The organism is Micromonospora sp. NPDC049204 (assembly GCF_040647935.1).
Taxonomy (GTDB): Bacteria; Actinomycetota; Actinomycetes; order Mycobacteriales; family Micromonosporaceae; genus Micromonospora.
Genome location: NZ_JBEZDC010000014.1, coordinates 80,700 through 107,024 on the forward strand (window position 1 = coordinate 80,700; position 26,325 = coordinate 107,024).

16 protein-coding genes are annotated in these 26,325 nt (G+C 68.6%); 13 read left to right on the top strand and 3 right to left on the bottom strand.

The genetic code is table 11. The annotated features are described in order from the left end of the window. Positions 1-31: 31 nt before the first annotated feature. On the bottom strand, positions 32-928 hold the full coding sequence (locus AB0A90_RS24695) for a LysR substrate-binding domain-containing protein (protein WP_357252278.1): 897 nt from the start codon (positions 926-928) through the stop codon (positions 32-34). Positions 929-998: 70 nt separating this feature from the next. On the opposite strand from AB0A90_RS24695, the gene AB0A90_RS24700 reads away from it, so the two are divergent. The 3 genes from AB0A90_RS24700 (at position 999) to AB0A90_RS24710 (ending at position 5,751) form a co-directional block, all read left to right on the top strand. After that, positions 999-1,886: a dihydrodipicolinate synthase family protein gene (locus AB0A90_RS24700; protein WP_357252281.1), complete on the top strand. Its 888-nt coding sequence runs from the start codon at positions 999-1,001 to the stop codon at positions 1,884-1,886. 116 nt (positions 1,887-2,002) lie between these two features. After that, the gene (locus AB0A90_RS24705; protein WP_357252284.1) at positions 2,003-2,545 is read left to right on the top strand and encodes a hypothetical protein; all 543 of its coding nucleotides are present in this window, start codon (positions 2,003-2,005) and stop codon (positions 2,543-2,545) included. A gap of 146 nt (positions 2,546-2,691) precedes the next feature. After that, positions 2,692-5,751, top strand: coding sequence for an immunoglobulin-like domain-containing protein (locus tag AB0A90_RS24710; protein WP_357252287.1), 3,060 nt, complete (start codon positions 2,692-2,694; stop codon positions 5,749-5,751). Between the two features lie 65 nt (positions 5,752-5,816). On the opposite strand, the gene AB0A90_RS24715 is transcribed toward AB0A90_RS24710, so the two are convergent. Next, positions 5,817-7,493 (bottom strand): family 43 glycosylhydrolase, encoded by a 1,677-nt coding sequence (locus AB0A90_RS24715; RefSeq protein ID WP_357252290.1) that lies wholly within the window; start codon positions 7,491-7,493, stop codon positions 5,817-5,819. A gap of 588 nt (positions 7,494-8,081) precedes the next feature. Here AB0A90_RS24715 and AB0A90_RS24720 point away from each other — a divergent pair. From AB0A90_RS24720 to AB0A90_RS24755, 8 genes are all read left to right on the top strand, one after another. After that, positions 8,082-9,581, top strand: coding sequence for a protein kinase (locus AB0A90_RS24720; protein ID WP_357252294.1), 1,500 nt, complete (start codon positions 8,082-8,084; stop codon positions 9,579-9,581). A 397-nt stretch (positions 9,582-9,978) separates the two neighbouring features. Next, positions 9,979-12,867, top strand: coding sequence for a glycoside hydrolase N-terminal domain-containing protein (locus AB0A90_RS24725; protein WP_357252297.1), 2,889 nt, complete (start codon positions 9,979-9,981; stop codon positions 12,865-12,867). Positions 12,868-13,237: 370 nt separating this feature from the next. Further along, the gene (locus AB0A90_RS24730) at positions 13,238-16,093 is read left to right on the top strand and encodes a glycoside hydrolase N-terminal domain-containing protein (RefSeq protein WP_357252300.1); all 2,856 of its coding nucleotides are present in this window, start codon (positions 13,238-13,240) and stop codon (positions 16,091-16,093) included. Positions 16,094-16,320: 227 nt separating this feature from the next. Beyond that, on the top strand, positions 16,321-18,462 hold the full coding sequence (locus AB0A90_RS24735) for a molybdopterin oxidoreductase family protein (protein ID WP_357252303.1): 2,142 nt from the start codon (positions 16,321-16,323) through the stop codon (positions 18,460-18,462). 15 nt (positions 18,463-18,477) lie between these two features. Continuing rightward, complete coding sequence (locus AB0A90_RS24740; protein WP_357252306.1) at positions 18,478-18,825, top strand: molybdopterin oxidoreductase; 348 nt, start codon at positions 18,478-18,480, stop codon at positions 18,823-18,825. Further along, complete coding sequence (gene nirB / locus AB0A90_RS24745) at positions 18,825-21,482, top strand: nitrite reductase large subunit NirB (protein ID WP_357252312.1); 2,658 nt, start codon at positions 18,825-18,827, stop codon at positions 21,480-21,482. Before AB0A90_RS24740 ends, nirB begins: the two co-directional genes overlap by 1 nt. Then, complete coding sequence (locus AB0A90_RS24750) at positions 21,482-21,811, top strand: Rieske (2Fe-2S) protein (protein WP_357252315.1); 330 nt, start codon at positions 21,482-21,484, stop codon at positions 21,809-21,811. Before nirB ends, AB0A90_RS24750 begins: the two co-directional genes overlap by 1 nt. Positions 21,812-21,864: 53 nt before the next feature. Beyond that, positions 21,865-23,256: a nitrate/nitrite transporter gene (locus AB0A90_RS24755; RefSeq protein WP_357252318.1), complete on the top strand. Its 1,392-nt coding sequence runs from the start codon at positions 21,865-21,867 to the stop codon at positions 23,254-23,256. Between the two features lie 16 nt (positions 23,257-23,272). On the opposite strand, the gene AB0A90_RS24760 is transcribed toward AB0A90_RS24755, so the two are convergent. Continuing rightward, positions 23,273-23,899, bottom strand: coding sequence for a TetR/AcrR family transcriptional regulator (locus AB0A90_RS24760; protein WP_357252321.1), 627 nt, complete (start codon positions 23,897-23,899; stop codon positions 23,273-23,275). A 211-nt stretch (positions 23,900-24,110) separates the two neighbouring features. Here AB0A90_RS24760 and AB0A90_RS24765 point away from each other — a divergent pair, with 211 nt between their 5' ends. Both AB0A90_RS24765 and AB0A90_RS24770 read left to right on the top strand, forming a co-directional pair. Then, positions 24,111-25,043, top strand: a complete 933-nt coding sequence (locus AB0A90_RS24765) for an NADP-dependent oxidoreductase (protein WP_357252324.1) — start codon at positions 24,111-24,113, stop codon at positions 25,041-25,043. 102 nt (positions 25,044-25,145) lie between these two features. Beyond that, complete coding sequence (locus AB0A90_RS24770; RefSeq protein ID WP_357252327.1) at positions 25,146-26,126, top strand: aldo/keto reductase; 981 nt, start codon at positions 25,146-25,148, stop codon at positions 26,124-26,126. Positions 26,127-26,325 lie beyond the last annotated feature (199 nt).

The following is a 26,325-nucleotide window of genomic DNA, read 5'->3' on the forward strand; positions in this document are numbered from 1 at the left end:
CAGCCCATCCTCAGCGGTGACGATCCGCCGATTAAGCAGGCTCACCTGCGCCGAACAGTCCAGCGGAGGCGTGTAACGCGGCGACGACGGCCGCTACTGCCGGCATCTCGGCCGCGCCGCGGCGGTACCCGATCCGGGTGCGACGTCGAGTCGGTGCGGCGATCAGCCGTACTCCCGTCTCCGGCGCGAGCACCGCTAGTTCAGGTACCAGTGCGACCCCCTGCCCGGCCCGGACCAGGGCAAGCACAGCAGCGAAGTCGTCGATGTGGTGCCGTGCACGAGGCGTGAAGCCGGCGCCCCGGCACACCCGCAGAGCCACGTCGTGGCACAGCGTGCCCGGGCTGGCCAGGATCCACGAGGTGTCGTGGGCATCGGCGAGCGTGGTGACCCGCGCATCCGCCGCGACGGCGAGGTAGACGGCCTCGTGCAGCAGTGGCACCGATTCCAGCGACGGGTCCGTGCCGGCCGGCACGATGTCGTAGTCCTGCAGCAGGCCCACGTCGAGCCGGCGGTCACGGAGGGCGCCAGGCACCGCGACCGGGTCGAGTTCGCTGACCGACAGCTCCAGCCCTGGATGGTCGCGGCCGAGCGAGACCAGCGCCGCCGGCAGCACCGTGCGTACGGCGGAGGGATGGGCACCGATGCGGATCTGCCCGGCGGGTTCGGAGCGTACGGCGGCCACGGCGGCGCCGGCCTCCTCCAGCGCTGCGAGCACCGTCGCGGCATGACGCACGAGCACCCGGCCAGCGGCGGTGAACTCCACCCGGCGGCCACTGCGCCTCAGCAGCGCGACACCGGCCTCGCGTTCCAACACGGCCAGTTGCTGGGACACCGCCGATGGTGTGTACGCGTGGACGGCGGCGACGGCGGCGATCGTGCCCAGCCGATCCAGGTCACTGAGAAGCCGCAACCGGCGTCCATCGAGCATCAGCTCACCTTACGCATCAGCCAAGGAATCGGAACTGGATCTTACGGGTGCCGTCGGCCAGGCTGCATTCATGACGTTGAACGGCGTACACGTTCCCCTGATCACTCCCTTCGACGAGGCCGGGGCGGTGGACCTGGGCGTACTGGAAGAACTCGCGTACGAGGTGCTGTCCGCCGGCGCTGCCGGTCTGGTGGCCCTGGGCACCACCGCCGAAGCCACCACCTTGAGCGCGAACGAACGTCACCAGGTGCTGGAGGTGTTGACCGGGGTGTGCGGGAGGCGAGCCGTCCCGCTACTGGTCGGTGCCAACACCGCCGAGGAACTGCAGGCGCTGGCCGCCCGCCGATCGGTGGTCGCCGCGCTGTGTCTGGTGCCGTCATTCGTGCGCCCCGGGGAGGACGGCGTCGTGGCACACTTCGACGCCCTCGCGGCGGCCAGCCCGGTGCCGCTCGTGGTCTACCACGTACCGCACCGCACCGGACAAGATTTGTCGACAGGTGCGGTACGGCGGTTGGCGGCGATCGACGCGGTGATCGGCATCAAGTACGCGCCAGGCGCCATCGACGGTGACGCGGTCGATCTGCTCACCGACCCACCCCAGGGGTTCAGTGTCCTGGCCGGCACGGACGAATTGCTGGCGCCGATGCTGGCACTCGGCGCACACGGTGCCATCCTCGCCTCGGCACACGTGGCCACCGCACAGTTCCTCGCGCTGGTCGCAGCCTTCCAGGCAGGGCAGGCGGATCAGGCACGGCCACTGGGACACCAGCTCAGGCGACTGTCCGCCGCCCTGTTCGCCGAGCCCAACCCCGCCGTGATCAAGGGAGTACTGCACGCGCAAGGCCGTATCCCGACCCCGGGAGTACGGCTGCCGCTGCTGCCAGCGGCCGCAGCCAGCATCGACGCGGCGGTCCGACACCTGGGTGTGACGACTGCGGGTCGGTACGCCACAGCCTGATTAGCGCGTGACGCCCAGGCAGTCCGCCCTGCTGACGGCTTCCGCTCATCGACACGAGCGGACGCCGGGTGCAGTGCAACACGGTGTTCGCGGTGCGGACCGGGTATTTTCCCGGCGTGACCGAGTACGCCGCTCTGCTGCACGCCTACGGCCCCGCCGTGGATACCCCAGGCCATCTGGCGGCGCTCGCCGGGGACGACCCGACGGCCCGCGCGACGGCGCTCGAGCATCTGTGGTCGGCGATCATCCATCAGGGAACGCCGTGGACCGCGACCCCGCCGGTCGCCCTGCACGTGGCCGCACTGCTCGCCGACCCGCGGGTGACCGATCCCGGCCTGCGTGCCGAATTGCTCAACTTCCTGGCCGCGGTGGCCGAGGCGGGCAGCAGCACGGACAGGGACCTGCCCGAGCCAGACTTCGACGTGGACGCCGCTCTGGCCCAGGCGCTTGCCGATGGCGACGAGGAGGGGATCTGGGAGGACGGGCGGCTGCAGGGTGCCCTCTACGTCCGGGCGGTGCTCGGCTGCCGGCAGATCGTGCCGGCGTTGCTGGCCACGGCCACCGCGGCGTTATCCGATCCGTCCCCGCAGGTCCAGGCCGCGGCCGCGCGCACGATCGGTGCCTGCGGTGGGGTGGCGCCGCTCGCCCGGAGGAGCTGACCCGAGCGGCCGGGCCGGACGAGCGGGCCGCCCTGGCCCTCGGCGTCGCGCCTCGCCGCCATCCGCAGGGTCCTCAGCCGGCGGTACGCGCCTGTGCGGGACGGACACGATTCTCGCGGGACCCGCTCAGGCGGCGACGCACTGCGTTGACCTGGCAGCACGCCGTAGTTAGCGTCATCAGTTCCGTCCACCTTAGAGAGACCCCCGCCCCGATGAAGGAGAATCAGTTGAGACTGCGACAGCGAAGGCCACGTCTCGGGCTGAGTCGCAAGGGTAGAGGTGTCGCGGTCCTGGCACTGGGTGCGCTTCTTTCGGTCTCGTTCGCGGCGACGCCCTCGCACGCTGCCGAGGAGCATCTCGACGAGGGTCTGGTACACCACTTCGCCCTCGACGAGACCAGTGGGACGACGTTGGTCAACTCGGGTAGCGCGGGCGCGGCGGCGAACGCCACGCTCGTGAATCCCGAGAGGGCGGCCCTGACCGGTGAAGGAGTCAGGTTCAACCCCGACTCCTACGAGGGCGCCCTCGACGGCGCATACGTGGCACTGCCGAACGACATCACCGCCGGCATGTCCAACCTCACCGTCGACTATGACGTGTGGGTCGACCCGGCAAACGTCGGCGAGCACCAGATGTGGGGTTTCGGCCGCAAGTCCGGCTCGTGCGACGTCGACACCGGCGCCGAGGGCTCCATCTTCGCGTCGAACACCCAGCGGTTCCGCGTCGCGGTGGGTCCGGCGAACCTCCAACAGAACCGGGTCCGCATGCTCGAGGGAGCGTGGACCCATGTCACCTACACCCAGTCACTGAACTCGAACGGAACGAGCTGGACCGGCCGGCTCTACCTCGATGGCGTGCTGCACGCGACGTCGACCGACCTGACCACGGCGCCGTCGGTGAACGCGGCGGGGACCAACTGCAACTTCCTGGGTCGCTCGCAGACGTCGGGCCACTACTCGTTCCGCGGAACAATCCGGGACTTCCGCGTGTACGACCGGGCGGTGCGTCTGGACGAGACACTCCTGCTGGCAGAGAAGACCGTCTCCGATGGGGTTCGCGCCGACGCCGCGGCCATCGACCTCGGCCTGACCAGTGCGGTCGTACGCGATGTCGTTCTGCCCAAGGTGGGCTCCGTGGCGGGCTCGACCATCACCTGGACCAGTTCGGACCCTTCGGTCGTCGAGGTCAACAGCCCGCCAGCCCTCGCCAGCGCACGCAAGGTTGCGGTGACCGGCAGGATCACCCGGCCCGCGCAGGGGCAGCCCGACGCGACAGCCACGCTCACGGCGACTGTCCGCAAGGGCGGCCAGGAGGTCACCACCCGGGAGATCCCCGTCGTGGTGAAGGCCGAGTTCGACGACGCGCAGGCGGTCGACCGGGACGCCTTCGACCTGACCCTGGCCGACACCGACGACGTACGCGGAAACCTCGACCTCGCGGCCAAGGGCGAGTTCGGATCCACGATCACCTGGAAATCGACCACCGGCCTCGTCACCCCGACGGGTGCGGTCAGCCGCCCGGCCTTCGGCCACGAGGATGTTGCCGCCACCCTGACGGCGACCATCACCAAGGGTTCGGCCTCGGAGAAGAAGTCGTTCCCGGTGACCATCACCGCCATGCCGCGAACCGAAGAGTACGAGCGGTACTTCATGGGGTACTTCAAGGGTGAGGGTATTGCCGACGGCGAGCAGATCATGTTCGCCACGTCCAACGGAAACACCGCCCTGGACTGGACAGGTCTGACCGGAGGTCGGCCGTCGCTGATCTCTCAACTGGGCGACCAGGGGCTTCGTGACCCGCACATCGTCCGCTCACCCGACGGCGACACGTTCTACATGATCGCCACCGACCTGAACTGGTACGACCAGGGTGGATACGCCATCAACGACACCCAGTACATCGAGGTGTTCGAGTCGCACGATCTGGTGAACTGGACCCCTCAGCGGCACGTGAAGGTCGCGCCCGACAACGCGGGCAACGCCTTCGCACCAGAGTCGCTGTGGGTCGAGGAGATCGGCGCCTACGTCGTGTTCTGGGCGCAGTCGCTGTGGAGCGACCCGGTGAACCGCACCGGTCAGGGCAACGCGCAGATGTGGTACGCCACGACGCGGGACTTCAAGACGTTCTCCGCCCCCCAGGTCTGGCAGGATCCGGCCCCGCTGTCGCGGATCGACACGACCGCCATCCGGGTCGGTGACCACTACTACCGGGTGACCAAGAACGAGGCTGGCAACCAGGGCTCGGACATCTTCTCGGAGAAGCACACCGACTTCCTGGACAGCAACATCGACAACTGGACGTTGGTCGCGCCGGCTCTGGGGCGCACGACGTGGGCCGCCAACCAGGGGTACGAGGGACCGGTCGTCTTCAAGGCGAACCCCGGTGACACCTCCTGCCCCGGCCAGTTCTACCTCTGGGGTGACCGGTACACGAACGGTGGGGGTTACCAGGCCGCGTGCCACGAGGACATCGAGGCTCCGACCTGGAACGCCAAGGCGATCACCATGACCAACGCGGGTGTCGTCCGTCCGCGTCACGGCACCGTGATCCCGCTGACCGTCCGCGAGTGGAACGATATCCGCGGAGTCCCGAACAGCGACGTCACGACCGCCACCGAGGTGGCAGTCGAGCCGTACGCGAGCGGCGCCCAGACGACCACGGCCACCGTGACGGTCACCGCAGCTGACGGTTTCGAGACCGGCGGTCAGGTGCGGCTCAGCATCGGCTCGTGGTCGAAGCTCGCCCACCTGAATGGCGGCGCAGCCACGGTCACGCTGCCGACAGGTCTCCCGGCGGGTGCCCGGACGGTCAAGGCCGAGTACCTCGGCTTCGACTACCTGAAGGCGTCGGTGGGTACGGCATCGTTCGAGGTGCCCTCGGGCACGGCCGCCGTCAAGGTCCAGGCGAAGGCCAAGCCGGCGTCGGTTATCCGCGGGGGCACGTTCAGATTGAACGTGACCGTTGGGCCGGCGGGCGGGCGCAGGCACCACGCTCCGACCCCGACCGGCGAGGTCACCGTCACCTTCGGCGGCACCGTGCACGTCGTGCCACTGGCGGACGGTAGGGCCGCCGTCGAACTGCCCACCGCCAATCTGCAGCCCGGGGCCTACCGGGTCCACGTTGCCTACTCCGGCAACCCGACCTACCGGCCCCACGCCGCCAATCACCAGACGTTGACGGTGCGGAAGCCGCATCTGCACCCGTAGCACAGGGAGGAGCGGGCGAGATCTGTTGATCTCGCCCGCTCCCACCGCACGGCCCAGCAACCGGACTATCGAGTGAGCATGCCCTTCTCGACGGCCAGGTTGTAGTTCTCCCCGAAGACGTTGAGTTCGTGGACGCCGACCTTGACGTTCTCGGTCGTACCCAGGACCTTCAGCCGGACTGCGTTCGTCAGCACCCGGTCGAAGTTGACGTAGTCAGCCGTGTATGCGGTGGAGTTCGTGCTTCTGTCGACCAGAGGCCGCCACGTGTTGGTGGGGATATCCTTGTACTCCAGCGTGTACCGCACCGCGTTGTCCTTGGTGAACGTGCGTCCGAGCTCCTTCCACTGGATCTGCGCGGCGGAGATGTGGAAGACGGTCCCGAAGCCCCTGATGTACGTGGGCGCGGCATCGCCGTCAGCCGGCTCCCACCACGTGGATAGGGAGCGGTCGCTTCCGTAGTACGGGTTGCGCCCGGGCGCATAGCTGCTCGCCCAGTACGCCTGGCTGTTGGTGGCCACATTGTAGAGTCCGGTGTCGTCCCTGCCGGAGATCTTCTTCCCCGGGGCCAATTGCGGCGTGTTCGACAGCTCGCAATCGATCGCTCCCCGTTTCGGACCGGCGGGAGTCACGTTGCAGATGTCCATCCCCAGTCGCCGCTCGAAGAACTCCTCGTACGCGATGACATAGGTGTAGAAGAACACCAGGTTGCCGGACTTGTCGAGTACGAAACTGCCGTGCCCAGCGTTCGGATATACCGCACTCGGGTGGTTGTTTCCGTAGCCGATGGGGTTCTGCTGGGTGACTTTGTAACCGGACAGCGGTTTGTTTGATGTCATCACGCCGGTCGCGTACGTGGTGAACTCCGTGCCACCGGATGCGACCGAGAGGTAGTACTTGTCCCTCACCTTGAACAACTGCGAACCCTCCACGTACCCGTGCGTGTAGGTCGCCTTGTTGTCACCGATGTGCTGCCACTCCTGGCGCGGGTCAAAGGTCCAGAGCACAACCGGGTCGCTGATGAGCTGCCGAGGATTGTTCGGGTCGAGTTCGACGCCCATGATCGGCGAGCCGATGTTGTACGTCAGGTACAGCCGACCGTCGGTGTCCGGGAAGAACTGCACGTCGCCAACGCTCAGGGTCTGGCCGGTCGGGCGCAGGAAACTGCCCATGCTGGTCCACGGCCCGGTGGGCGAGTCCGCTTGATAGACCGGCGTGTTGTTGCCGGCCATGTAGAACTTGTCGCCGAGCTGCACGACGGTTGGTGCGACCAGGCCCAGGTTCATCTGGTGGGGCGTCCACGTGAGGTAGTCGGTGGTGGACCAGACAGTGCGGTTGTTGTTCGGTGCGTTCTGCATGGCACCAGATGCGTAGAGATAGATGGTCCCGTCGACGTTCAGCGCGGACCAGTCCGCCCCGGTCCGTGCGGAGTTCTCGGAAATCCTGGTGAACCCGGCGGTGGATCGGCTCGCGAGAGTCCGCCCGGACGCTGCCGTCCACGTCTCCAGGTTCAAGCTGGCCGGGATCTGCGAAGTGTCTGCGACATTCTCGTCCGTAGGCGGCATCGTTGCCACGATGTTGCGCACGGCCATCCCGGGCAAATTGATCGGGTTCACATAGGTCTGAGCCATGTCGACGCCGGCCAGTGGCACCTTGGCGGACGGGGTTTGCGGTCCGACGCCGGGTGCCGCCGGCGGCACGGGTTTCTCCGCCGACGCCGGCACGATCGGCGTCAGTTGACCCACGCCCATTCCTACCGCAAGAGCAAGGCCAATAGCTGCCAACCCTCGACGTCGATTGCCGGCAGTCCTCTCGATGACCATTGGGTCCCACCTTCCGTCTGGGCGTATTTAGCGCTAACAACGGGCGGTCCGATTTGCGAATAGCCGGCCTGACGTGGCTAATTGCTGGATGTGAGGCATCGCTCGACCGTGATCACGAAGGGTGGGAGAAGCTTTCCGACCAGTTGGGCTTCCAGCGCACACGCCCATCGATTCGGTCTCGTCCGGCGCGGATCAGCGGCCGGCGGCTGTTAGCGCTAACAACGTTTCGGTGATGTTAACGGTGCTATTTGGAGCGTGTCAAGAGCATCAATGCGCCGCGACTATACTGATCATGATGTCGGCTGTTGGTTGGTGCAGCCGGCGTGGTTGACGGATTCACCCGGAAGCGAGCGGCCACGGAGTCGGATCGCGTTGCTCCGGGAGGGCGGCACCTCCCGGCGCCCGGCGACATTCCTCAACGGATGGACCAAGCTTAGATCGTGACGGTTGGTGACCAGCGTCGGAGCGGGGCGCCATGCCACGACGAGTCCGCTCTGGCAAGCTGTCCCAGTGATCGCCGGTGATCTGTTGGACGACAGGTATCAGGTCGAGGGCCGTCTCGGCGCTGGTGGCATGTCAGTCGTCTGGCGGGCGTGGGATCGGGTCCTCGAACGCGCGGTGGCCGTCAAGGTTCTGGCCGGCGCGCAAGCTGCCGCCCACGGCGCACGACAACGCATCCATGCCGAGGCCAGGGCCGCAGCGGGCCTCTGGCACCCCCACGTGACGAGCGTGTACGACTTCGGCGAACACACCGATGCCGCCGGGCGTCAAGTGTCGTACGTGGTGATGGAACTGTTGCCCGGCCAGACCCTGTCTCAGCGACTTGCCGCTGGTCCCCTGCCGCCGGCCGCCGCGATGCGGACGTGCGCGCAGGTCGCCGAGGCGCTAGCCGCCGCGCATGACCGTAATCTGGTGCACCGGGACATCAAACCGTCCAACGTGATGCTGACGCCGGCCGGTGTGAAGGTGGTCGATTTCGGTCTGGCCGCCACCGTCGGTCGACCGGAGCTGGAGGCGGACGGGAAGCTGTTGGGCACCGCGGCCTACCTCGCGCCCGAACGACTCACCGGTGGCACCGTCCTGCCTGCCTCCGACGTGTACGCGCTCGGACTGTTGCTGTACCGAACGCTTACCAACGAGCTGCCCTGGTCAGCGGAGACCCCCACGCAGATGTTGGATGCTCACGTGTACGTCGATCCGGCACCACTGCCGGACATCGAGGGAGTGTCCCCCGAGGTTCATCGTCTCCTCGACCGTTGCCTCGCCAGGGATCCCGCTGATCGGCCGGACGCCAGGGAGGTGGCGACGGCCCTGCACGGTCTGAGCGACGACGCCGAGCGACACGTGGCACGATCAGCGCAGCAGGTACCCGTCCCGCTCGTACCGCTCGCGGCCACCGCCAGTTCCTCCACCGGCCGGCGACGCCGCCTCCTCGGCTCGTTGTCGATCCCCGTTCTGCTGGTGACGGCAGGGACCATCTGGTTCTTCCTCCCCCAGTTTTCGGCTATCGATGGCAGGTCGGACAGGGCCTCCCCTCGACACGGTGCCACCCCACCGGGCGCCGCCGATACGCCTGCCACCGAGGCACCGACTCCCCGGCAGACTTCCGCGGAGCCCGCACCACCTTCAGGACCAAGCCGAACGTTCAGCGCTCCGGCTGGGCCGTCTGCACCTGTCTTCGGAGCCGGGTCGTCGGCCAGTCCCGGCCCTACGGCGCCACCGAGCGGTGAGCAGATGACGGCGACGGCTACTGCCGCGCCGGCACCGGCGGCCGCGAAGCCAGGCAGACCCGTTCGGGCACTCGGTGGCGTGGTGACTGTGCTCTGCACCGGCAGCCAGGCTCGCGTTGCGAACGTCGCTCCCGCCGCCGGCTACAGAGTCACCGATTACGAATCGGGTCCGGCCAGGGAGATCCGCGTGGTGCTGCTGTCCACCGACAACAAGAGCGAGATCAAGGCGCGGTGCGACGCCGGTACGCCGTCGCCGAAGATCAAGGAGAGCCGCCAGTGAACGCACCCGATGGCGGGCCGACCGCAGCCGGTGCGTCGGCGGCAGAGCCGACGAGCCTTTCATCCTACCTTTGCTGCGGCTTTTGCCAGAATTGATGGAATTTCGAGCTTAGGCACAACATAGATGAGTTGAAATCCTTGACTCAGTGCCAGTGTTGCCGGTTAATCACATCTACATGTCGGCTGTGTTCACCCGCCCGGGTGGTCAACGACATCGGTCGGTCGTCGAATCGATTCGGTCACGGCCGGCACGCACGCCTTGACTCGAAGCCATGCCCATCTTCTTGCCGAATCGATTCGAACATGGAGAACCGTTGTCCGTAGCCCAGAACCGACGGGCTGCGGGCGCCGGACGACATGACGCCCAACCTTCAGCCTCGGCTCGAAAGGAACTCCTGATGACGGACCTGCCCGTGAGCCGTAGGCGCCTGCTCGCCACTGCCGCGCTGACCGCCGGCTCGGCGACCCTGATCCCGGCCGTGGGCGCCGGACGGGCCGCCGCCGCTGCACCCCAGGTCACCCTGCCCGAGCGTGGGATCTACGACGCGACCGCAGCGACAAACTGGACGGACGGGTTCCTCACCGGCAACGGTGAGTACGGCGCCGTCCTGTACGGAACGCCGACCCTCGAAAAGGTGATCTTCAATCATCATCGCTTCGTGCTGCCCAACGGCAGCCGGGGCGTGACCCCGCCAGTGATCTCCGGGCGGCTGGCCGGCGTACGAGACAAGGCGCTGGCCGGGAACTACGCCGGAGCCAACTCGGACTTCGCGGCCGGCTGGAGCCTGCGCTGGACCCAGACCTACCACCCCGGCTTCGAGTTGCAGATCAGCACGCCCGGCATGACCACCGCCAACGGGTACGCCCGCAGCACGGACTTCCGGACCGGGGAGGTCACCTCCACCTGGACCGACAGCAACGGCACCTGGACCCGCCGCGCCTTCGCCTCTCGGGCCGACAACGTCGTCGTACACGAACTGACCCCGGCATCCGGCCGCTCGATCGACGCGACCCTGAGCGTCAACACCTCCCTCGCCGGTGTCCCCGGCTCGGTCCGTTTCACCACCCTGGCCAGCGTCATCGACGGTTCGGGTTACCTGAACCTGCGGGGCACCTACCCGTCCGGGCAGGGCGCGTTCGGCTTCGAGGGCGTCACCCGGGTCGTCGCCACCGGTGGCACGGTAGCCGCGAACGGGTCGAGGATCGTCGTCACCGCGGCAACCAGGCTTCTCCTGCTGACCAAACTCGACAGGTACGAGTCACCCACGGCCTGGGACAGCAAGCCGTTGCACGCGGCGCTGGCCGCGGTGCGCGCCGACTATGCCGAGCTGCGGACCCGGCACGTCACCCTGCACTCGGCGATGTACGACCGCTCCCGCCTGGACCTGAACGTCTCTGCCGCCGACCGGCAGCTGTCGACCACCGAGCTGATCGCCCGGCAGAACGCCAACCGCAACATCATCGATGTGGCCCTGCTGGAACGGCTCTACGACAGCGGCCGTTACCTGTTCATCAGCTCCAGCGGCGTACTGCCGCCGCGGTTGACCGGAATCTGGGCCGGCACCTGGAATGGCGCCTGGGCCGACGATTTCACCACCGATGCCAACATCAACCTCCAGGTCGCCGGCGGCAACATTCTCGACCTCACCGATGCCATGCAGGGCTACTTCAACCTGATCCTCGGCCAGCTCGCGCACTGGCGCACCAACGCTCGCAACCTGTACGGCGCCCGCGGCTTCCTGGCCCCATCACGAACCGACGGCGAGTACGGTTACATGCTGCACTTCGACCCCGGCTTCCCCGGCCAGTGCTGGACCGGTGGCGCCGACTGGTTGCTCTACCCTCTGCTGGAGTATTACCAGGTCACCGGGGATCGGACGTTCCTGGCTGAGAAGCTGGGACCGGCGCTGATGGAGCTGGCGCTGTTCTACGAGGACTTCCTGACCCGCACCGACTCGGCCGGCCGTGTGGTGTTCGTGCCGTCGTTCTCGATGGAGAACTCGCCGGCCAGCACGAACGTCCTGCTGGCGATCAACGCCACCGGCGACATCCAGGCCGGCAGACACGCCCTGCGGGCGGCTGTCGAGGCTGCCAACGCGCTCGGTGTCGAACAGGGCGCCGGCCAAGGCGTCGCACGCTGGACGGCCCTGCTGGCGAAGCTCCCGCCCTACACCATCAACGGCAGCGGCGCCCTCGCCGAATGGTCCTGGCCGGGCCTCACGGATCGCTACAACCATCGGCACGTCCACCACCTGTACGGCGCGTGGCCCCTGCACGAGATCAATCCCGAGGAGGCTCCCGGGCTGGTCACCGCCGCGCTCAGGGCCCTGGCGCTGCGCGGTGACGAGAACACCTCTGCGCACGGCAGTCTGCATCGAGCCCTCGCCTCCGCTCGACTCAAGGACGGTGCCGGCGTCTACAGCAACCTCCGGAAGATCATCGGCAACAACATGCTCTTCCGGTCGCTGATGACAGCACACAACCCGAATCTGGAGACCTACAACGCCGATGCGGCCAACACCCTGCCGGCCGTGCTCAGCGAAGCGCTTGTGTACACCAGGCCCGGCGTCATCGAGCTGCTGCCCGCCGTGCCCGGTCAGCTCGCCAGGGGCACCATCACCGGGGTCCGCGGCCGCAACCAGGTCCGCATTCACAGCCTCTCCTGGGATCTTCCCGGTCGCTCGGTAACCGTGGTACTCACCTCGACGATCACCCAGGCGATCACCCTCCTCAGCCGGCGCGGGATGGCATCCATCACCACGTCCGCGACGGTCACCCCCTCGCCGCTCGGTCCGCAGGCCCGGGTGATCTCGTTGACGGCCGGGCAACAGATACAGGTTGTCGTAGGTCTGCCAGCCGCCGCCGGCGGCGTCGTTCGACTGGTCAACCGGCGCAGCGCAAAGGTGCTGGACGTCAACGGCGGCTCCACCGCGGACGGGGCAACTGTCATCCAGTGGCCGTGGACCGGCGCGGCCAACCAGCAGTGGCGGCTGCTGCCCAACAGCGATGGCTCATTCCGGCTGGCCGGTGTCAAGAGTGGGAAGGTCCTGGACAGTCCAGGTGGCTCGGGCCAGGGCGCGGCACTCGTTCAGTGGGCCGACAACGGCGGGCGTAACCAGTGGTGGAATCTCGTCCCCGCGACGACCAGCGGATATTACCGGTTCGTCAACGTGAGCAATGGCTGGTGCGTCGGGGTCGAAGGCGGCTCCACCGCAGACGGCGCCAGGGCGGTCCAGCAACCGGTCAGCAGCGAGATCAGCCAGGAATGGCAGATCCTTGATGCCTGAGGCGGAAGGTGCCGGGTCGGCCGCGGGTCCGGCCGGCCCAGAGGGTACGTCTGACCTCTAGGCGATCGCCCGCAGTCGATCGCCTCCTGCGCGTCGACTGCGCAGGAGGCACGGCGCGAACGGTGTGGACTGAGCTTATGAGCCTCTGCCCGGTCGGGACGACAGCATCGCATTGTGGTCCCACGGCAACGCATTGACCACCTTTTATCTCTGTTGTTAACATGTGACGTCTGACGATTGGTGAACGCCGTAACACCCTAGAAAACTCAGGCGACGTCCTCGTCAACGTTCCGCTTTCCCTGCCCTGCGATCGTCAAGGCCGGGGCAGCTGGGGCCGCCGTGCGTCGCTCGGCTGCACGAAGGAGACAAGATGTCTGAAGTGACACGACGGAAACTTCTCGGCGCCGGGGCGGCGGGAGCTGGTGTCATGCTGCTGCCGGGTTGGACCGCAGTCGCTCGGGCGGGGTCGACCGCACCCTCACAGGTGCTGGCAGCCAACGACATGGCGTTGTGGTACGACGAGCCGGCGGGTACGGATTGGTTACGGGCTCTGCCGATTGGCAACGGCCGGTTGGGCGCGATGGTGTTCGGGAATGTCGACACCGAGCGGCTGCAGCTCAACGAGGACACCGTGTGGGCCGGTGGCCCGTATGACTCCGCCAACACCCGCGGTGCGGCCAACCTGGCGGAGATTCGGCGGCGGGTCTTCGCCGATCAGTGGACGCAGGCGCAGGATCTGATCAACCAGACCATGCTGGGCAGTCCGGTCGGGCAGTTGGCCTACCAGCCGGTCGGCGACCTGCGGCTGGCTTTTGGCAGTGCCAGCGGGGCGTCGCAGTACCAGCGGACCCTCGATCTGACCACGGCCACCACCACTACCAGCTACGTGCTCAACGGGGTGCGGTTTCAGCGTGAGGTGTTCGCCAGCGCACCGGACCAGGTGATCGTGATCCGGTTGACCGCCGACCGGGCAAACGCGATCACGTTCACCGCCACGTTCGGCAGCCCGCAACGGACGACCGTGTCCAGCCCGGACTCCGCCACGATCGGCCTCGACGGTGTTTCCGGCAACATGGAGGGCATCACCGGGCAGGTCCGGTTCCTTGCTCTGGCCAATGCCGCCGTGAGCGGCGGTACGGTCAGCAGCTCCGGTGGCACGCTGCGGGTCTCCGGCGCGACAAGCGTCACCCTGTTGGTGTCGATCGGGTCCAGCTACGTCAACTACCGGACCGTCAACGGCGACTACCAGGGCATCGCGCGGCGGCACCTCGCCGCGGCGCGCACCATCGGCTTCGACCAGTTGCGCGGCCGCCATGTGGCCGACTACCAGGCGCTGTTCAACCGGGTGTCGATCGATCTGGGACGCACGACGGCGGCCGACCAGACCACCGACGTACGGATCGCGCAGCACGCGAGCGTCAACGATCCGCAGTTCTCCGCGCTGCTGTTCCAGTACGGTCGCTACCTGCTGATCTCCTCCTCACGGCCGGGCAGCCAGCCGGCGAACCTGCAGGGGATCTGGAATGACCAGATGGCTCCCTCCTGGGATTCGAAGTTCACAATCAACGCGAACCTGCCGATGAACTACTGGCCGGCCGACACCACCAACCTGGCCGAGTGTTACCTGCCGGTCTTCGACATGATCAAAGATCTGACGGTATCCGGCGCCCGCACTGCTCAGGCGCAGTACGGCGCGGGGGGTTGGGTCACCCACCACAACACCGACGCGTGGCGCGGCTCGTCGGTGGTCGACGAAGCCCTGTGGGGAATGTGGCAAACCGGCGGCGCCTGGCTGGCCACCATGATCTGGGATCACTACCAGTTCACCGGAGACATCGAGTTCCTGCGCGCCAACTACCCGGCCCTGAAGGGCGCCGCCCAGTTCTTCCTCGACACGCTGGTCAGCCACCCGACGCTCGGCTACCTCGTCACCAATCCGTCAAACTCGCCCGAGCTGCGGCATCACACGAACGCCAGCGTGTGCGCGGGGCCGACGATGGACAACCAGATCCTGCGTGACCTGTTCAACGGCGTCGCACGGGCCTCCGAAGTCCTCAATGTGGATGCCGCCTACCGCGCCCAGGTACTGACCGCCCGGGACCGGCTGCCGCCGACGCGGGTCGGGTCCCGCGGCAACATCCAGGAATGGCTCGCCGACTGGGTGGAGACCGAACGGACTCACCGGCACGTCTCCCACCTGTACGGGCTGCACCCCAGCAACCAGATCACCAAACGCGGCACACCCCAACTGCACCAGGCCGCACGACAGACCCTGGAACTGCGCGGCGACGACGGCACCGGCTGGTCACTCGCCTGGAAGATCAACTATTGGGCCCGGCTGGAAGAGGGCACCCGCGCCCACAAGCTCCTCCGCGACCTCGTACGCACCGACCGGCTCGCACCGAACATGTTCGACCTGCACCCGCCGTTCCAGATCGATGGCAACTTCGGCGCTACCGCCGGCATCGCCGAAATGCTGCTACAGAGCCACGCCGGCGAACTCCACCTCCTGCCCGCCCTACCATCCGCCTGGCCAACCGGGCAGGTCACCGGGCTCCGCGGCCGCGGCGGATACACCGTCGGCGCCGCCTGGAGCAGCAGCCGAATCGAGCTGGTCGTCACTCCCGACCGCGCCGGACCCGTCCGCGTTCGCAACCGGATCTTCGCCGGCACCTTCGAACTGCGCGACGAGACGAGCGGCAGCGCCGTCCAGCCGACGCGGATCGAGGCCGATCTGGTGGAGTTCACCGGCCAGGCCGGCCACACCTACCGCGCGTCCGGAGTCAACTCGGGGCCGGTCGAAACTGGTGCGTACTACCGGCTCGTGGCCCAGCACAGCGGTAAGGCGGCCGACATCAACGGTGCGTCCACCGCCGCCGGCGGGTTGCTGATCCAGTGGCAGAGCTCCAGCGGACAGAACCAGCAGTTCGAGTTTCTGCCGGCAGACGCGGGCCACTTCCGGATCAGGGTGCGGCACAGCGGCCTGTTCCTGCAGGTCGCCAGCAACAGCACCGGCGCCGACATCACCCAGCAACCCGACGCGCCCACCGCCGCCAACCAGCAATGGCGGGTCGACGACCAGGGCGGCGGGGTGGTCAGACTCATCAACCGGCAGAGCGGTCTGGCAATGGACGTTTGGCAGGCTTCGACCGCCGACGGTGCCCGCATCTCTCAGTGGACACCCGGCACCGGCGCCAACCAGCGATTCAAACTCCAACGAATCTAGCGGCTGTCTCACAGCTACAGATCGCGCAAGGGCAGGTTGGTCGACTGCGCGTCGATGTGTCGGGTGTGTTGTCAGCGCCGCCTCAATCGCGGCGCTGACACTCACTCGGCGAGTGATCGTGGTGGCGGTCATGGCGCGGCGGTGCCGACCGGGTGTGGTGCCCGAGGGTCGCAGAGCGTTACGACCCCGGTATGGATCGGAAACAGTGCCGGGCAAGCATCGGACGCGTGAGCACATCGCCCATAGTCGATACGCACTGCCCCTACTGCGCCATGCAGTGCGGGATATCCCTGACGATCGGCGACGGGCCGCCTCGGCTGGCTCCCACCGAATTCCCGGTCAACAGGGGCGGTCTGTGCGCCAAGGGATGGACGGCTGCCGACCTTCTCGACCACGGTGACCGGCTGCTGAGCCCGCTCGTCCGTAAGGATCCCGCCGACCGCACCAGCCCGTTGCGACCGGCAGGCTGGGACGAAGCCCTGGACCGCATCGTCGACGCCATCCGGGCCAGCCAGGACCGGTACGGCCCGGACAGCGTCGGGGCCTTCGGTGGCGGCGGGCTGACCAACGAGAAGGCGTACGCGCTGGGCAAGTTCGTGCGGGTGGCGCTGCGGTCGGCGTCGATCGACTACAACGGCCGGTTCTGCATGTCGTCCGCGGCGACCGCCTCGAACCGCTCCCTCGGGATCGACCGTGGCCTGCCGTTCCCCCTGGCCGACATCGCCCAGGCGCAGGCCGTGCTGCTGGTCGGCGCGAATCCGGCGGACGCGCTGCCGCCGTCCATGCAGTACTTCGACGCCGGACGGGCCGCTGGTGCGCGGCACATCGTCGTCGACCCCCGCCGCACGACCACCGCGGGGGGCGCTCACCTCCACCTGCAGCCACTGCCGGGCACGGACCTCGCACTGGCGAACGGGCTGCTGCACATCGCGATCCGCGAGGGCCTGGTCGACGAGACGTACGTGCGCGACCGCACGAGCGGCTTCGACGCGGTCCGGGCCACCGTGGCGGCGTACTGGCCGGACCGGGTGGAGCGGATGACCGGCGTGCCGGAACGGGACCTGCGGGAGACGGTACGGCTGCTGGCGACCGCGACGTCGGCGATGGTGCTCACCGCTCGCGGCGCCGAGCAGCACAGCAACGGCACGGACACCGCGCAGGCGTACCTCAATCTGGCCCTCGCCCTGGGCCTTCCCGGTCGGCCCTTCTCCGGCTACGGCACGATCACCGGGCAGGGCAACGGGCAGGGTGGCCGCGAGCATGGGCAGAAAGCCGATCAACTGCCCGGCTACCGGCGCCTGGACGACCCCGCGGCGCGCGCACACGTCGCGGCCGTCTGGGGCATCGACCCGGACGAGCTGCCCCGACCGGGCCGGTCGGCTTGGGAAATGCTCGACCGGCTCGGGACCGACGACGGAGTACGTGTGCTGCTCGTGCTCGCCAGCAACATCGCCGTGTCGGCCCCGCACGCCAACCGGGTGATGGACCGGCTGCGGGCGCTGGACCTGCTCGTCGTCTCCGACATCTTCCTCTCCGAGACCGCAGCCGTGGCCGATGTGGTGCTGCCCACGGCCCAGTGGGCGGAGGAGGAGGGCACGATGACGAATCTGGAGGGGCGCGTCATCCGCCGCAAACAGGCCCTGTCGCCGCCGCCGCAGGTCCGCACCGACCTGCGGATGCTCGCCGACCTCGCCGGCCGGCTCGGGCGCGGCCGCTACTTCGACGACGATCCGCGCCGCGTCTTCGACGAGTTGCGCCGGGCCAGCGCCGGCGGCACAGCCGACTACGCCGGGATCACGTACGAGCGTATCGAGGCGGAGCAGGGGGTCTTCTGGCCGTGCCCGAGCGAGGACCATCCCGGGACACCACGGCTGTTCACCGACCGGTTCCCGACCGCCGACGGGCGGGCGAGGTTCTTCCGGGTGGAGCATCGCGATCCGGCGGAAATGCCCGACGCCGACTATCCGTACGTGCTGACCACCGGCCGCAACATGCAGCAGTACCAGAGCGGCAACCAGACCCGCCGGGTCGGTGCCCTGACCATGGCGCTGCCGGACGCCCGGGCCGAGCTGCACCCGGACCTCGCCCGGCGGCACGGCATCGCCGACAACGACGTGGTGGAACTGCGCAGCCGACGCGGGCGGGCGCTCTTCCGGGCGCGCCTCACCAACGGCATCCGCCGGGACACCATTTTCGCACCGTTCCACTGGGCCGGCAGCTCCGCCGTGAACGCGCTGACCGACCCGGCGCTGGACCGCCATTCGCGGATGCCGGCCTTCAAAGCCTGCGCGGTGTCGATCGCGCGCGCGGGCGGCCCCGACGACACCGACCTGTTGACCAACCCACCGCCCAATCCAGCATCTCTTTGAGCAAGGAGCCTCGCTGTGCACACCACTCCCCGTTTCCTGCAAGGCGTCTACAGCTTCGAGGGCAAGGGTCTCGACCGGCCCGGCCTGGTCGACAGTTCGCTCAGCTACGTGGTGCCGGACGGCGTCGTCGCCCAGCCGGTCTACTTCCGGGGCGGCAATGCCAGTGATGAGTTGATCTGTGTCCTGCTCGTGCGCGACGGCCAGCCGATGCGGTACTTCCCGATCGGCGCGAAGTCCGACGTCCACGTGCCGCTGCGGGTGGTCGAGGACCTCGACTCCGGCACCGGTCTCGAGGTGCACGTGGCGGCGCCGGCCGGGGTGTCCGGCACCGTGATCGTCGACCTGGGGCTGGTCGAGGTCTGATGGACGCCGTCGACAAGCGCCGGCGCCTCGTCGTGGTGGGCAACGGGATGGCCGGCGCCCGCACGGTCGAGGAGATCCTCGAACGCGGCGGGGGCGACCAGTTCGCCATCACGATGTTCGGCGAGGAGCCGTACGGCAACTACAACCGCATCCTGCTCTCCAACGTGCTCTCCGGGGTCGACGACGAGGCGGGCATCTTCCTCAACGACATGTCGTGGTACGCGGAGAACGGCATCACCCTGCACGCCGGCACCCGGGTCACCCGCATCGACCGCTTCGCGCGACGGATCTACGCGGACGACGGCACCGAGACGCCGTACGACAAGCTGATCATCGCCACCGGCAGCCGGGCGTTCGTCCCGCCGATTCCCGGCCTCCACCGCCCCGGGCGCGGCTACCACCAGGGAGTGTTCGCGTTTCGCACCATCGACGACACCCGCAACATGATCCGGTACGCCCGAGAGCACGAGCGCGCGGTGGTGATCGGGGGCGGCCTGCTCGGTCTGGAGGCCGCCCGTGGCCTGCAGAACCACCTGGCCCACGTGACCCTGGTGCACGCCGCCGGCCATCTGATGAACGCTCAGCTGGACGCGCAGGCGGGCGCGATCCTGCGGCGCAGCATCGAGCGGCTCGGCATCGAGGTCGTCCTCGGCGCGCACACCACCGAGGTGCTCGGCAAGCACGCCGTGACGGGGGTCAAGCTCAAGGACGGTCGGACCATCGCCTGCGACGTCGTCGTCGTGGCCGCCGGCATCCGGGCGAACGCCGAGATGGCCGCGACCAGCGGGCTGCCGGTGGAGCGGGGCATCGTCGTCGACGACCAGATGCGCGTGCAGGACGAGGTCGACATCTACTCGGTCGGCGAGTGCGTCCAGCACCGCGGCGAGACGTACGGCCTGGTGGCTCCGCTGTGGGAGCAGGCGCGAGTGCTCGCCGACCACCTCACCGGGACGAACCCGAACGCGGCGTACCACGGCTCTCGGCTGGCCACGAAGCTCAAGGTGGCGGGCGTGGACGTCGCCTCGATGGGCCTGAAGGAGGCGGAACGCGACGACGACGAGACGGTCGTCTTCGCCGAGCCGCGCAAGGGCGTCTACAAGAGCATCATCATCCGCGACGACCGGCTTGTCGGCGCGACTCTCCTCGGCGACGTGCGGAAGGTCGCGTTCCTCATGCAGGCCTTCGACCGTGGGCTGGCCCTGCCGAAGGAGCGGGTCGAGATGTTGTTCGACCTCGGCACGCCGTCGGCCGACGTGAGTGCCGCGGAGCTCGGCGACGACGTGCAGGTGTGCAACTGCAACGGCGTCACCAAGCGGGCGCTGGTCGGCACCGTGCAGGGCGGCGTGAAGACGCTCACCGGTGTCATGGACGCCACCCGTGCCGGCAAGGGCTGCGGATCATGCAAGGGCCTGGTCGCCCAGATCGTCGAGTGGGCCGCTGACGGCAAGGTGGAGGACGACCCGGCCGCGAGCTGGTACGTCCCCGGTGTGCCGATGCCCAAGGCGGAGCTGATGGCGGTGATCCGCGAACACGGCCTGAAATCCGTCTCCGCCGTGTTCGCCACCCTCGTGCCCGGCCGCGAGGAGGACGCGAAGAGCAAGATGGGCCTGGCCTCGCTGCTGCGGATGATGTGGGGCGACGAGTACGTCGACGAACGCGACGCCCGCTTCATCAACGATCGGGTGCACGCCAACATCCAGCGAGACGGCACCTTCTCGGTCGTCCCCCAGATCAAGGGCGGCGTGACCACACCGGCACAGCTCAAGCGGATCGCTGAGGTGGCCGAGAAGTACTCCGTACCACTGGTGAAGATCACCGGCGGGCAGCGCATCGATCTGCTCGGCATCCGCAAGGAAGACCTGCCCAAGGTGTGGGCGGACCTCGACATGCCGTCCGGGTACGCGTACGGCAAGAGCTTCCGTACGGTCAAGACCTGCGTCGGCTCCGACTTCTGCCGCTTCGGCGTCGGCGACTCCACCGCTCTCGGCATCGCGATCGAGGACCGGTTCAAGGCCATCGAGGGCCCCGGCAAGATGAAGCTGGCCGTCACCGGCTGCCCCCGTAACTGCGCAGAGGCGTACGTGAAGGATCTTGGTGTGGTCGCCATCGACGGCGGCAGGTGGGAGATCTACGTCGGCGGGGCCGCCGGCGCCCACGTCCGCAAGGGAGACCTCCTGGCCGTCGTCGACTCGCCCGACGAGGTCATCACGCTGACCGGCCGGTTCCTGCAGTACTACCGAGAGAGCGCGAACTGGCTGGAACGCACGTACGCGTGGGTGCCCCGGCTGGGCATCGACCACATCCGGGCGGTGGTCGTCGACGACAGCGACGGCATCGCGGCGCGGCTCGACGCGGCCATGGCTGCCTCCGTGGCCGCGTACCGGGACCCGTGGCTGGAACGGCGCGACCCGGTCACTCCGGGGCAGTTCCGCACCTCCCTGCCGTTGGCGGTCCTGCCTCAGGTGCCGGTCCGCGAGCCCGTACCGGTCCCGGTCCCGGGGCCGGTGGTCCCGTCGATCGGCTCCGCGGTGCCGGGGGGTGACTCGGCCGGCGTGCCGGGGGGCGACTCGGCCGGCAACGGACACGGTGGCAACGGCCACCAGGGGCGCGGCGACAACGGGAACGGCGCCGGTCCGGCATCCGCGAGGCGGTCGTGATGGCCAGGCTCGTCGCCGTCGAACACCGGCTCGGGCCGGTCGACGAGATCCCCCTCGGGGAGGGGCGTGCCTACGCCGTGGGTGACGACATGATCGCCATCTTCCGGCTGCGTGATGGCAGCCTGCGCGCGGTGTCGGCGGTCTGCCCGCACGCCGGCGGGCCGCTCGCGGACGGCCTGGTGGACATGAGGGTCGTCGTCTGCCCCCTGCACCAGAACACCTTCGAGTTGGCGACCGGCCGTTCGACCACCGGACAGCCCCCACTCACCGTGTACCCGGTCCGCGCCGACGCCGACGGACGCCTGGTGGTGGGTCTGCCGCCGGCCTGAGGAGCGAACCAAGCACGGTGTCGAGCGGACCGAGGACTCACCTGGGAGGAACCATGACCACGGCCGTTCCCGGCAGTATCGAGCAGGACCGGCGCAGCCTGACCCTTCGCGGACACTGGATCGACGACTGGCGGCCCGAGGACCCCATCTTCTGGGAACGCCAGGGATCCCGCATTGCCCGGCGCAACCTGATCTTCTCCATCTTCTCCGAACACATCGGCTTCTCCATCTGGACGATGTGGTCGGTGCTGGTGCTGTTCCTCGGGCCGCAGTACGGCATCGATCCGGCCGGGAAATTCCTGCTCACCGCCGTGCCCGCACTGGTCGGCTCGGTGCTGCGGATCCCGTACACCCTTGCCGTGGCCCGGTTCGGCGGCCGCAACTGGACGATCATCAGTGCGTCGCTGCTGCTGGTCCCGAGCCTGCTCGGTGCCTTCCTGATCCGGCCCGGCGTCTCGTACGCGACGATGATGCTCATCGCCGCGCTGGCCGGCGTCGGCGGCGGGAACTTCGCCTCCTCGATGGCGAACATCAACGCGTACTACCCCGACCGGCTCAAGGGCTGGGCGCTCGGCATCAACGCCGGCGGCGGCAACCTCGGCGTCGCCGCGGTCCAGCTCGTCGGCCTGTTCGTGCTGGCAGTCCTGGGGACGGCCAGTCCCGGCATCGTCGCCGGCATCTACCTGCCGGCGATCGTGCTGGCCGCACTCGGTTCCGCGATGTTCATGGACAACCTCAGCCAGGCCCGCAACGAGAAACGGGCCATGCGTGACGTCACCCGCGAACCGCACACCTGGATCATGTCCCTGCTCTACATCGGCACGTTCGGGTCGTTCATCGGCTTCGGGTTCGCCTTCGGCCAGGTCCTTCAGGTGCAGTTCGCCGACACCTTCAACACCCCGGTGAAGGCCGCGTACCTGACGTTCCTCGGACCGCTGCTCGGCTCGCTCATCCGTCCCGTGGGCGGTGCCCTGGCCGACCGGCTCGGCGGGGCCCGGGTCACCTTCGCGAACTTCGTGGCGATGGCGGCCGGCGCGTCGACCGTCCTGCTCGCCTCCCAGCAACGTTCGCTGCCGTTGTACCTGCTCGGCTTCATCGCGCTGTTCGTGTTCAGCGGCATCGGCAACGGCTCGACGTACAAGATGATCCCGGCGATCTTCCGGGCCAGGTGCGGCGTACGGGTGACCGCCGGCGGCGCGGCCGACCCGCACGACCGGGCGGCGGAGCACGAGGCCCGGCGCCTCTCCGGCGCGCTCATCGGCGTCGCCGGTGCCATCGGCGCGTTCGGCGGAGTCCTCGTCAATCTTGCCTTCCGGCAGTCGTTCCTGACCTACCAGAGCGCGGATGCGGCCTACGTCGCCTTCATCGCCTTCTACGCGGTCTGCTTCGTCCTCACCTGGTACGTGTACCTGCGCCCGTCACCCGGGAGACTTGAGGGCGTCTGACAGCCGGCGGAGACGCTCAGAGGTTGAGGCGCAGCAGGTCGTCGAGACCGCTCTTGAGCACGTCGGTGCCGAGGCCGCGCTCGCGCAGCTGGTAGCTGATCAGGGTGGCCGAGACCGGCGCGAGCAGCGCGGCCGCGACGTAGTGCGGGTCGACGTCGGGGCGTGCCTCGCCGAGCAAACCGGCAAGGTGGGTGTGGTAGATCATGTACGGCCCGCTGCGGTATCGCGCCACCGGCGAGCTGGCCTCGGTGACCAGCAGCATTTCCAGCTGCGCCTCCACCCGGTCCACCAGTGCATGCAGGAAGGCATGGATCCGCTCCGCCGCCGGCGCGCCGGGGCCCAGCGGCGGCGGGCCCTGCAGGAAAGCGGCCTGGAAAGTGGCCTCCTCCTCGTCGAGCAACGCGAAGATCAGTCCGGCGCGGTCGCCGAAGCGGCGGTAGGCGGTGCCGGTGCCCACTCCCGCGGCCCGCGCCACCTCGTCGAGGGCCAGCGCCTTGACGCCCTCGGTGGCGACGATGCGCGCGGCGGCGTCGAGCATCATGCGGCGGTTGCGGGCGGCGTCGGCGCGTTCGATTCCCGGTTGTCCCGCGACCGGCAGTGTCGCGGGGACCGGCGTCGCTGCCGTCTCCGGCTCTCCAACCACCCGACAGTCCTCTCTCCCGCGGCCACGCCTCCGGCAGCCGGTGCGCCCGTCCGCCCATTCTGCCGTGACCTGCGCGCTGTCGCGGCAGTGTAAGCAGTTCTTCGCAGGTCGAGGCCAGCGGTGCGGCGACGTTGTAATCGGAAACCTTTCCGGATAGCCTTCCCGATTAAGTGGAACACCTTCCATTTAGACCGCAGAAAGGCCCGTCACCATGAAGGCACTCGTCGCACCTTCGTACGGTCCGATCGACCAGCTCACCATCGCTGAGCTGGCCAAGCCGGCACCCGGGCCGGGACAGATCCTGATCAAGCTGCGAGCGGCAGCGCTCAACCCGCTCGACGTCAAACTCGCCACCGGAGTGATGCGCGAGATGATGCCGGTGTCGCATCCGTTCGTGCTGGGTCTGGACGCGGCCGGCACCGTAGAAGCGGTCGGTGAGGGCGTCACCCGATTCACCCCCGGTGACGAGGTGGTGGCGTTCACCCACCCGGTCGCCGGCGCGGTCGCGGAGTACACGTTGGCCCTCGACGGCCCCGAGGTGGTGGCCCGGCCGGAGACGCTGGACCCGGTGGACGCCGCTGCTCTGCCGGTGGCCGCGATGACCGCGGCCGCCATTGTCGAGCAGGCCGGGCTGAACAGCGGCGACTCACTACTGGTGGTCGGCGCGACCGGGGGTGTCGGCTCGTTCGTGGTGCAGCTCGCCGCCCAGGCCGGCGTCCGCGTGGTGGCGACCGCGCCGCCGTCGGACGCGGACTACGTGCGTGGCCTCGGTGCCGCGGTGACCGTCGACTACACCTCCGGCGACACGACCGAGGAGGCGCTGCGCCACGTTCCCGGCGGCGTCGACGTCGCCGTCGATCTGATCAATGCCGGTCCCGCACTGGCCGGAACCGCAGCCGCTGTCAAGCGCGGTGGGCTGCTCATCTCTCCGGCCGGTGGTCCGCCGGTCTTCGACCGTGAGGTGCGCGCCTCGTACGCCCACATCGAGGCCACCAACGGCCTGCTGCAACGGATCGTCGAGGCGACCGCATCGGGTCGGCTGCGGGCCGAGGTGAGCGCCCGGTTCCCGTTTGCCGAGGCGCAGCGCGCGGTCGCCGAGTTCGCCGGCAAGCACACCCGCGGCAAGGTCGTCATCACCTTCTGACCGTTGCCACCACGGCGCCCGAGCGGCAAGGAGACCCACGGTGTACGACACATCCCGAGGGCAGTAGTCCGTCGTCATCTCCTCACCTGGAAGGAATCGCGGATGAATCACCGCGTGCTCGGCCAGAACCTGACCACCTCCGCTCTCGGCCTCGGCTGCATGGGCATGAGCGAGTTCTACGGTGACCGCGACGACAATGAGTCGGTCGCCACGATCCACCGGGCGCTGGAGCTCGGCGTCACCCTGCTCGACACCGCCGACATGTACGGCCCGTTCGCCAACGAGGAGCTGGTCGGCAAGGCCGTCGCCGGCCGCCGCGAGCACGCGGTGATCGCCACGAAGTTCGGCGTGGAACGCCGCCCCGAGGATGGCCATTTCGCCATCAACGGTCGCCCTGACTACGTGCGCCGGGCCTGCGACGCGTCGCTGCGCCGGCTCGGAGTGGACCACATCGACCTGTACTACCAACACCGCGTCGATCCGCAGGTGCCCATTGAGGAGACCTGGGGCGCGCTGGCCGAGCTCGTCGCGAGCGGCAAGGTGCGCCACCTCGGCATTTCCGAGGCCCCGGCGGACCTGGTGCGCCGGGCTCACGCTGTGCACCCGGTGACCGCCGGACAGTATGAATACTCGCTGTTCAGCAGGGAGCCGGAGACCGAACTGCTGCCCACCCTGCGTGAGCTGGGCATCGGGCTGGTGGCGTACTGCCCGCTCGGGCGGGGGCTGCTGACCGGCGCGATCAGCGACCTCACCCAACTGGAGGCCGACGACTACCGGCGCGGTACGCCCCGTTTCCAGGGCGACAATCTGCGGCACAACATGGAACTGGTAGCGCGGGTGCGTGAACTGGCCACCGCCAGGGACGTCACCGCCGCCCAGCTGGCACTCGCTTGGGTGCTCAGCCGCAGCCCCGACGTGGTGCCGATTCCGGGCACCAAGCGACGTCGCTACCTGACAGAGAATGTCCAGGCACTCGACGTCGAGCTGACGGAGGCCGAGCTGAACGCGATGGACGCGGCCCTGCCGCCCGGCGCCGCGGCCGGCGGCCGCTACCCGGAGCAGCCGCCGCTGGCGCGACGCTGAATCGGATCGGCCGGGCACTGTGCCCGGCCCTCCGGGCCGTGGACAGCCGATCATCGGCTTGCCGAAGACCGGCATGAGCTGTTTCGACACCGCACGGGTGAGCGGCCACAGCCGGCTCCTGGCCGCCGCGGGATGTGCACTTACTCGGACCGGACGAGACCGGCTCCACCGGCGACGAGGGTCTTCACGCTCCGGGAGT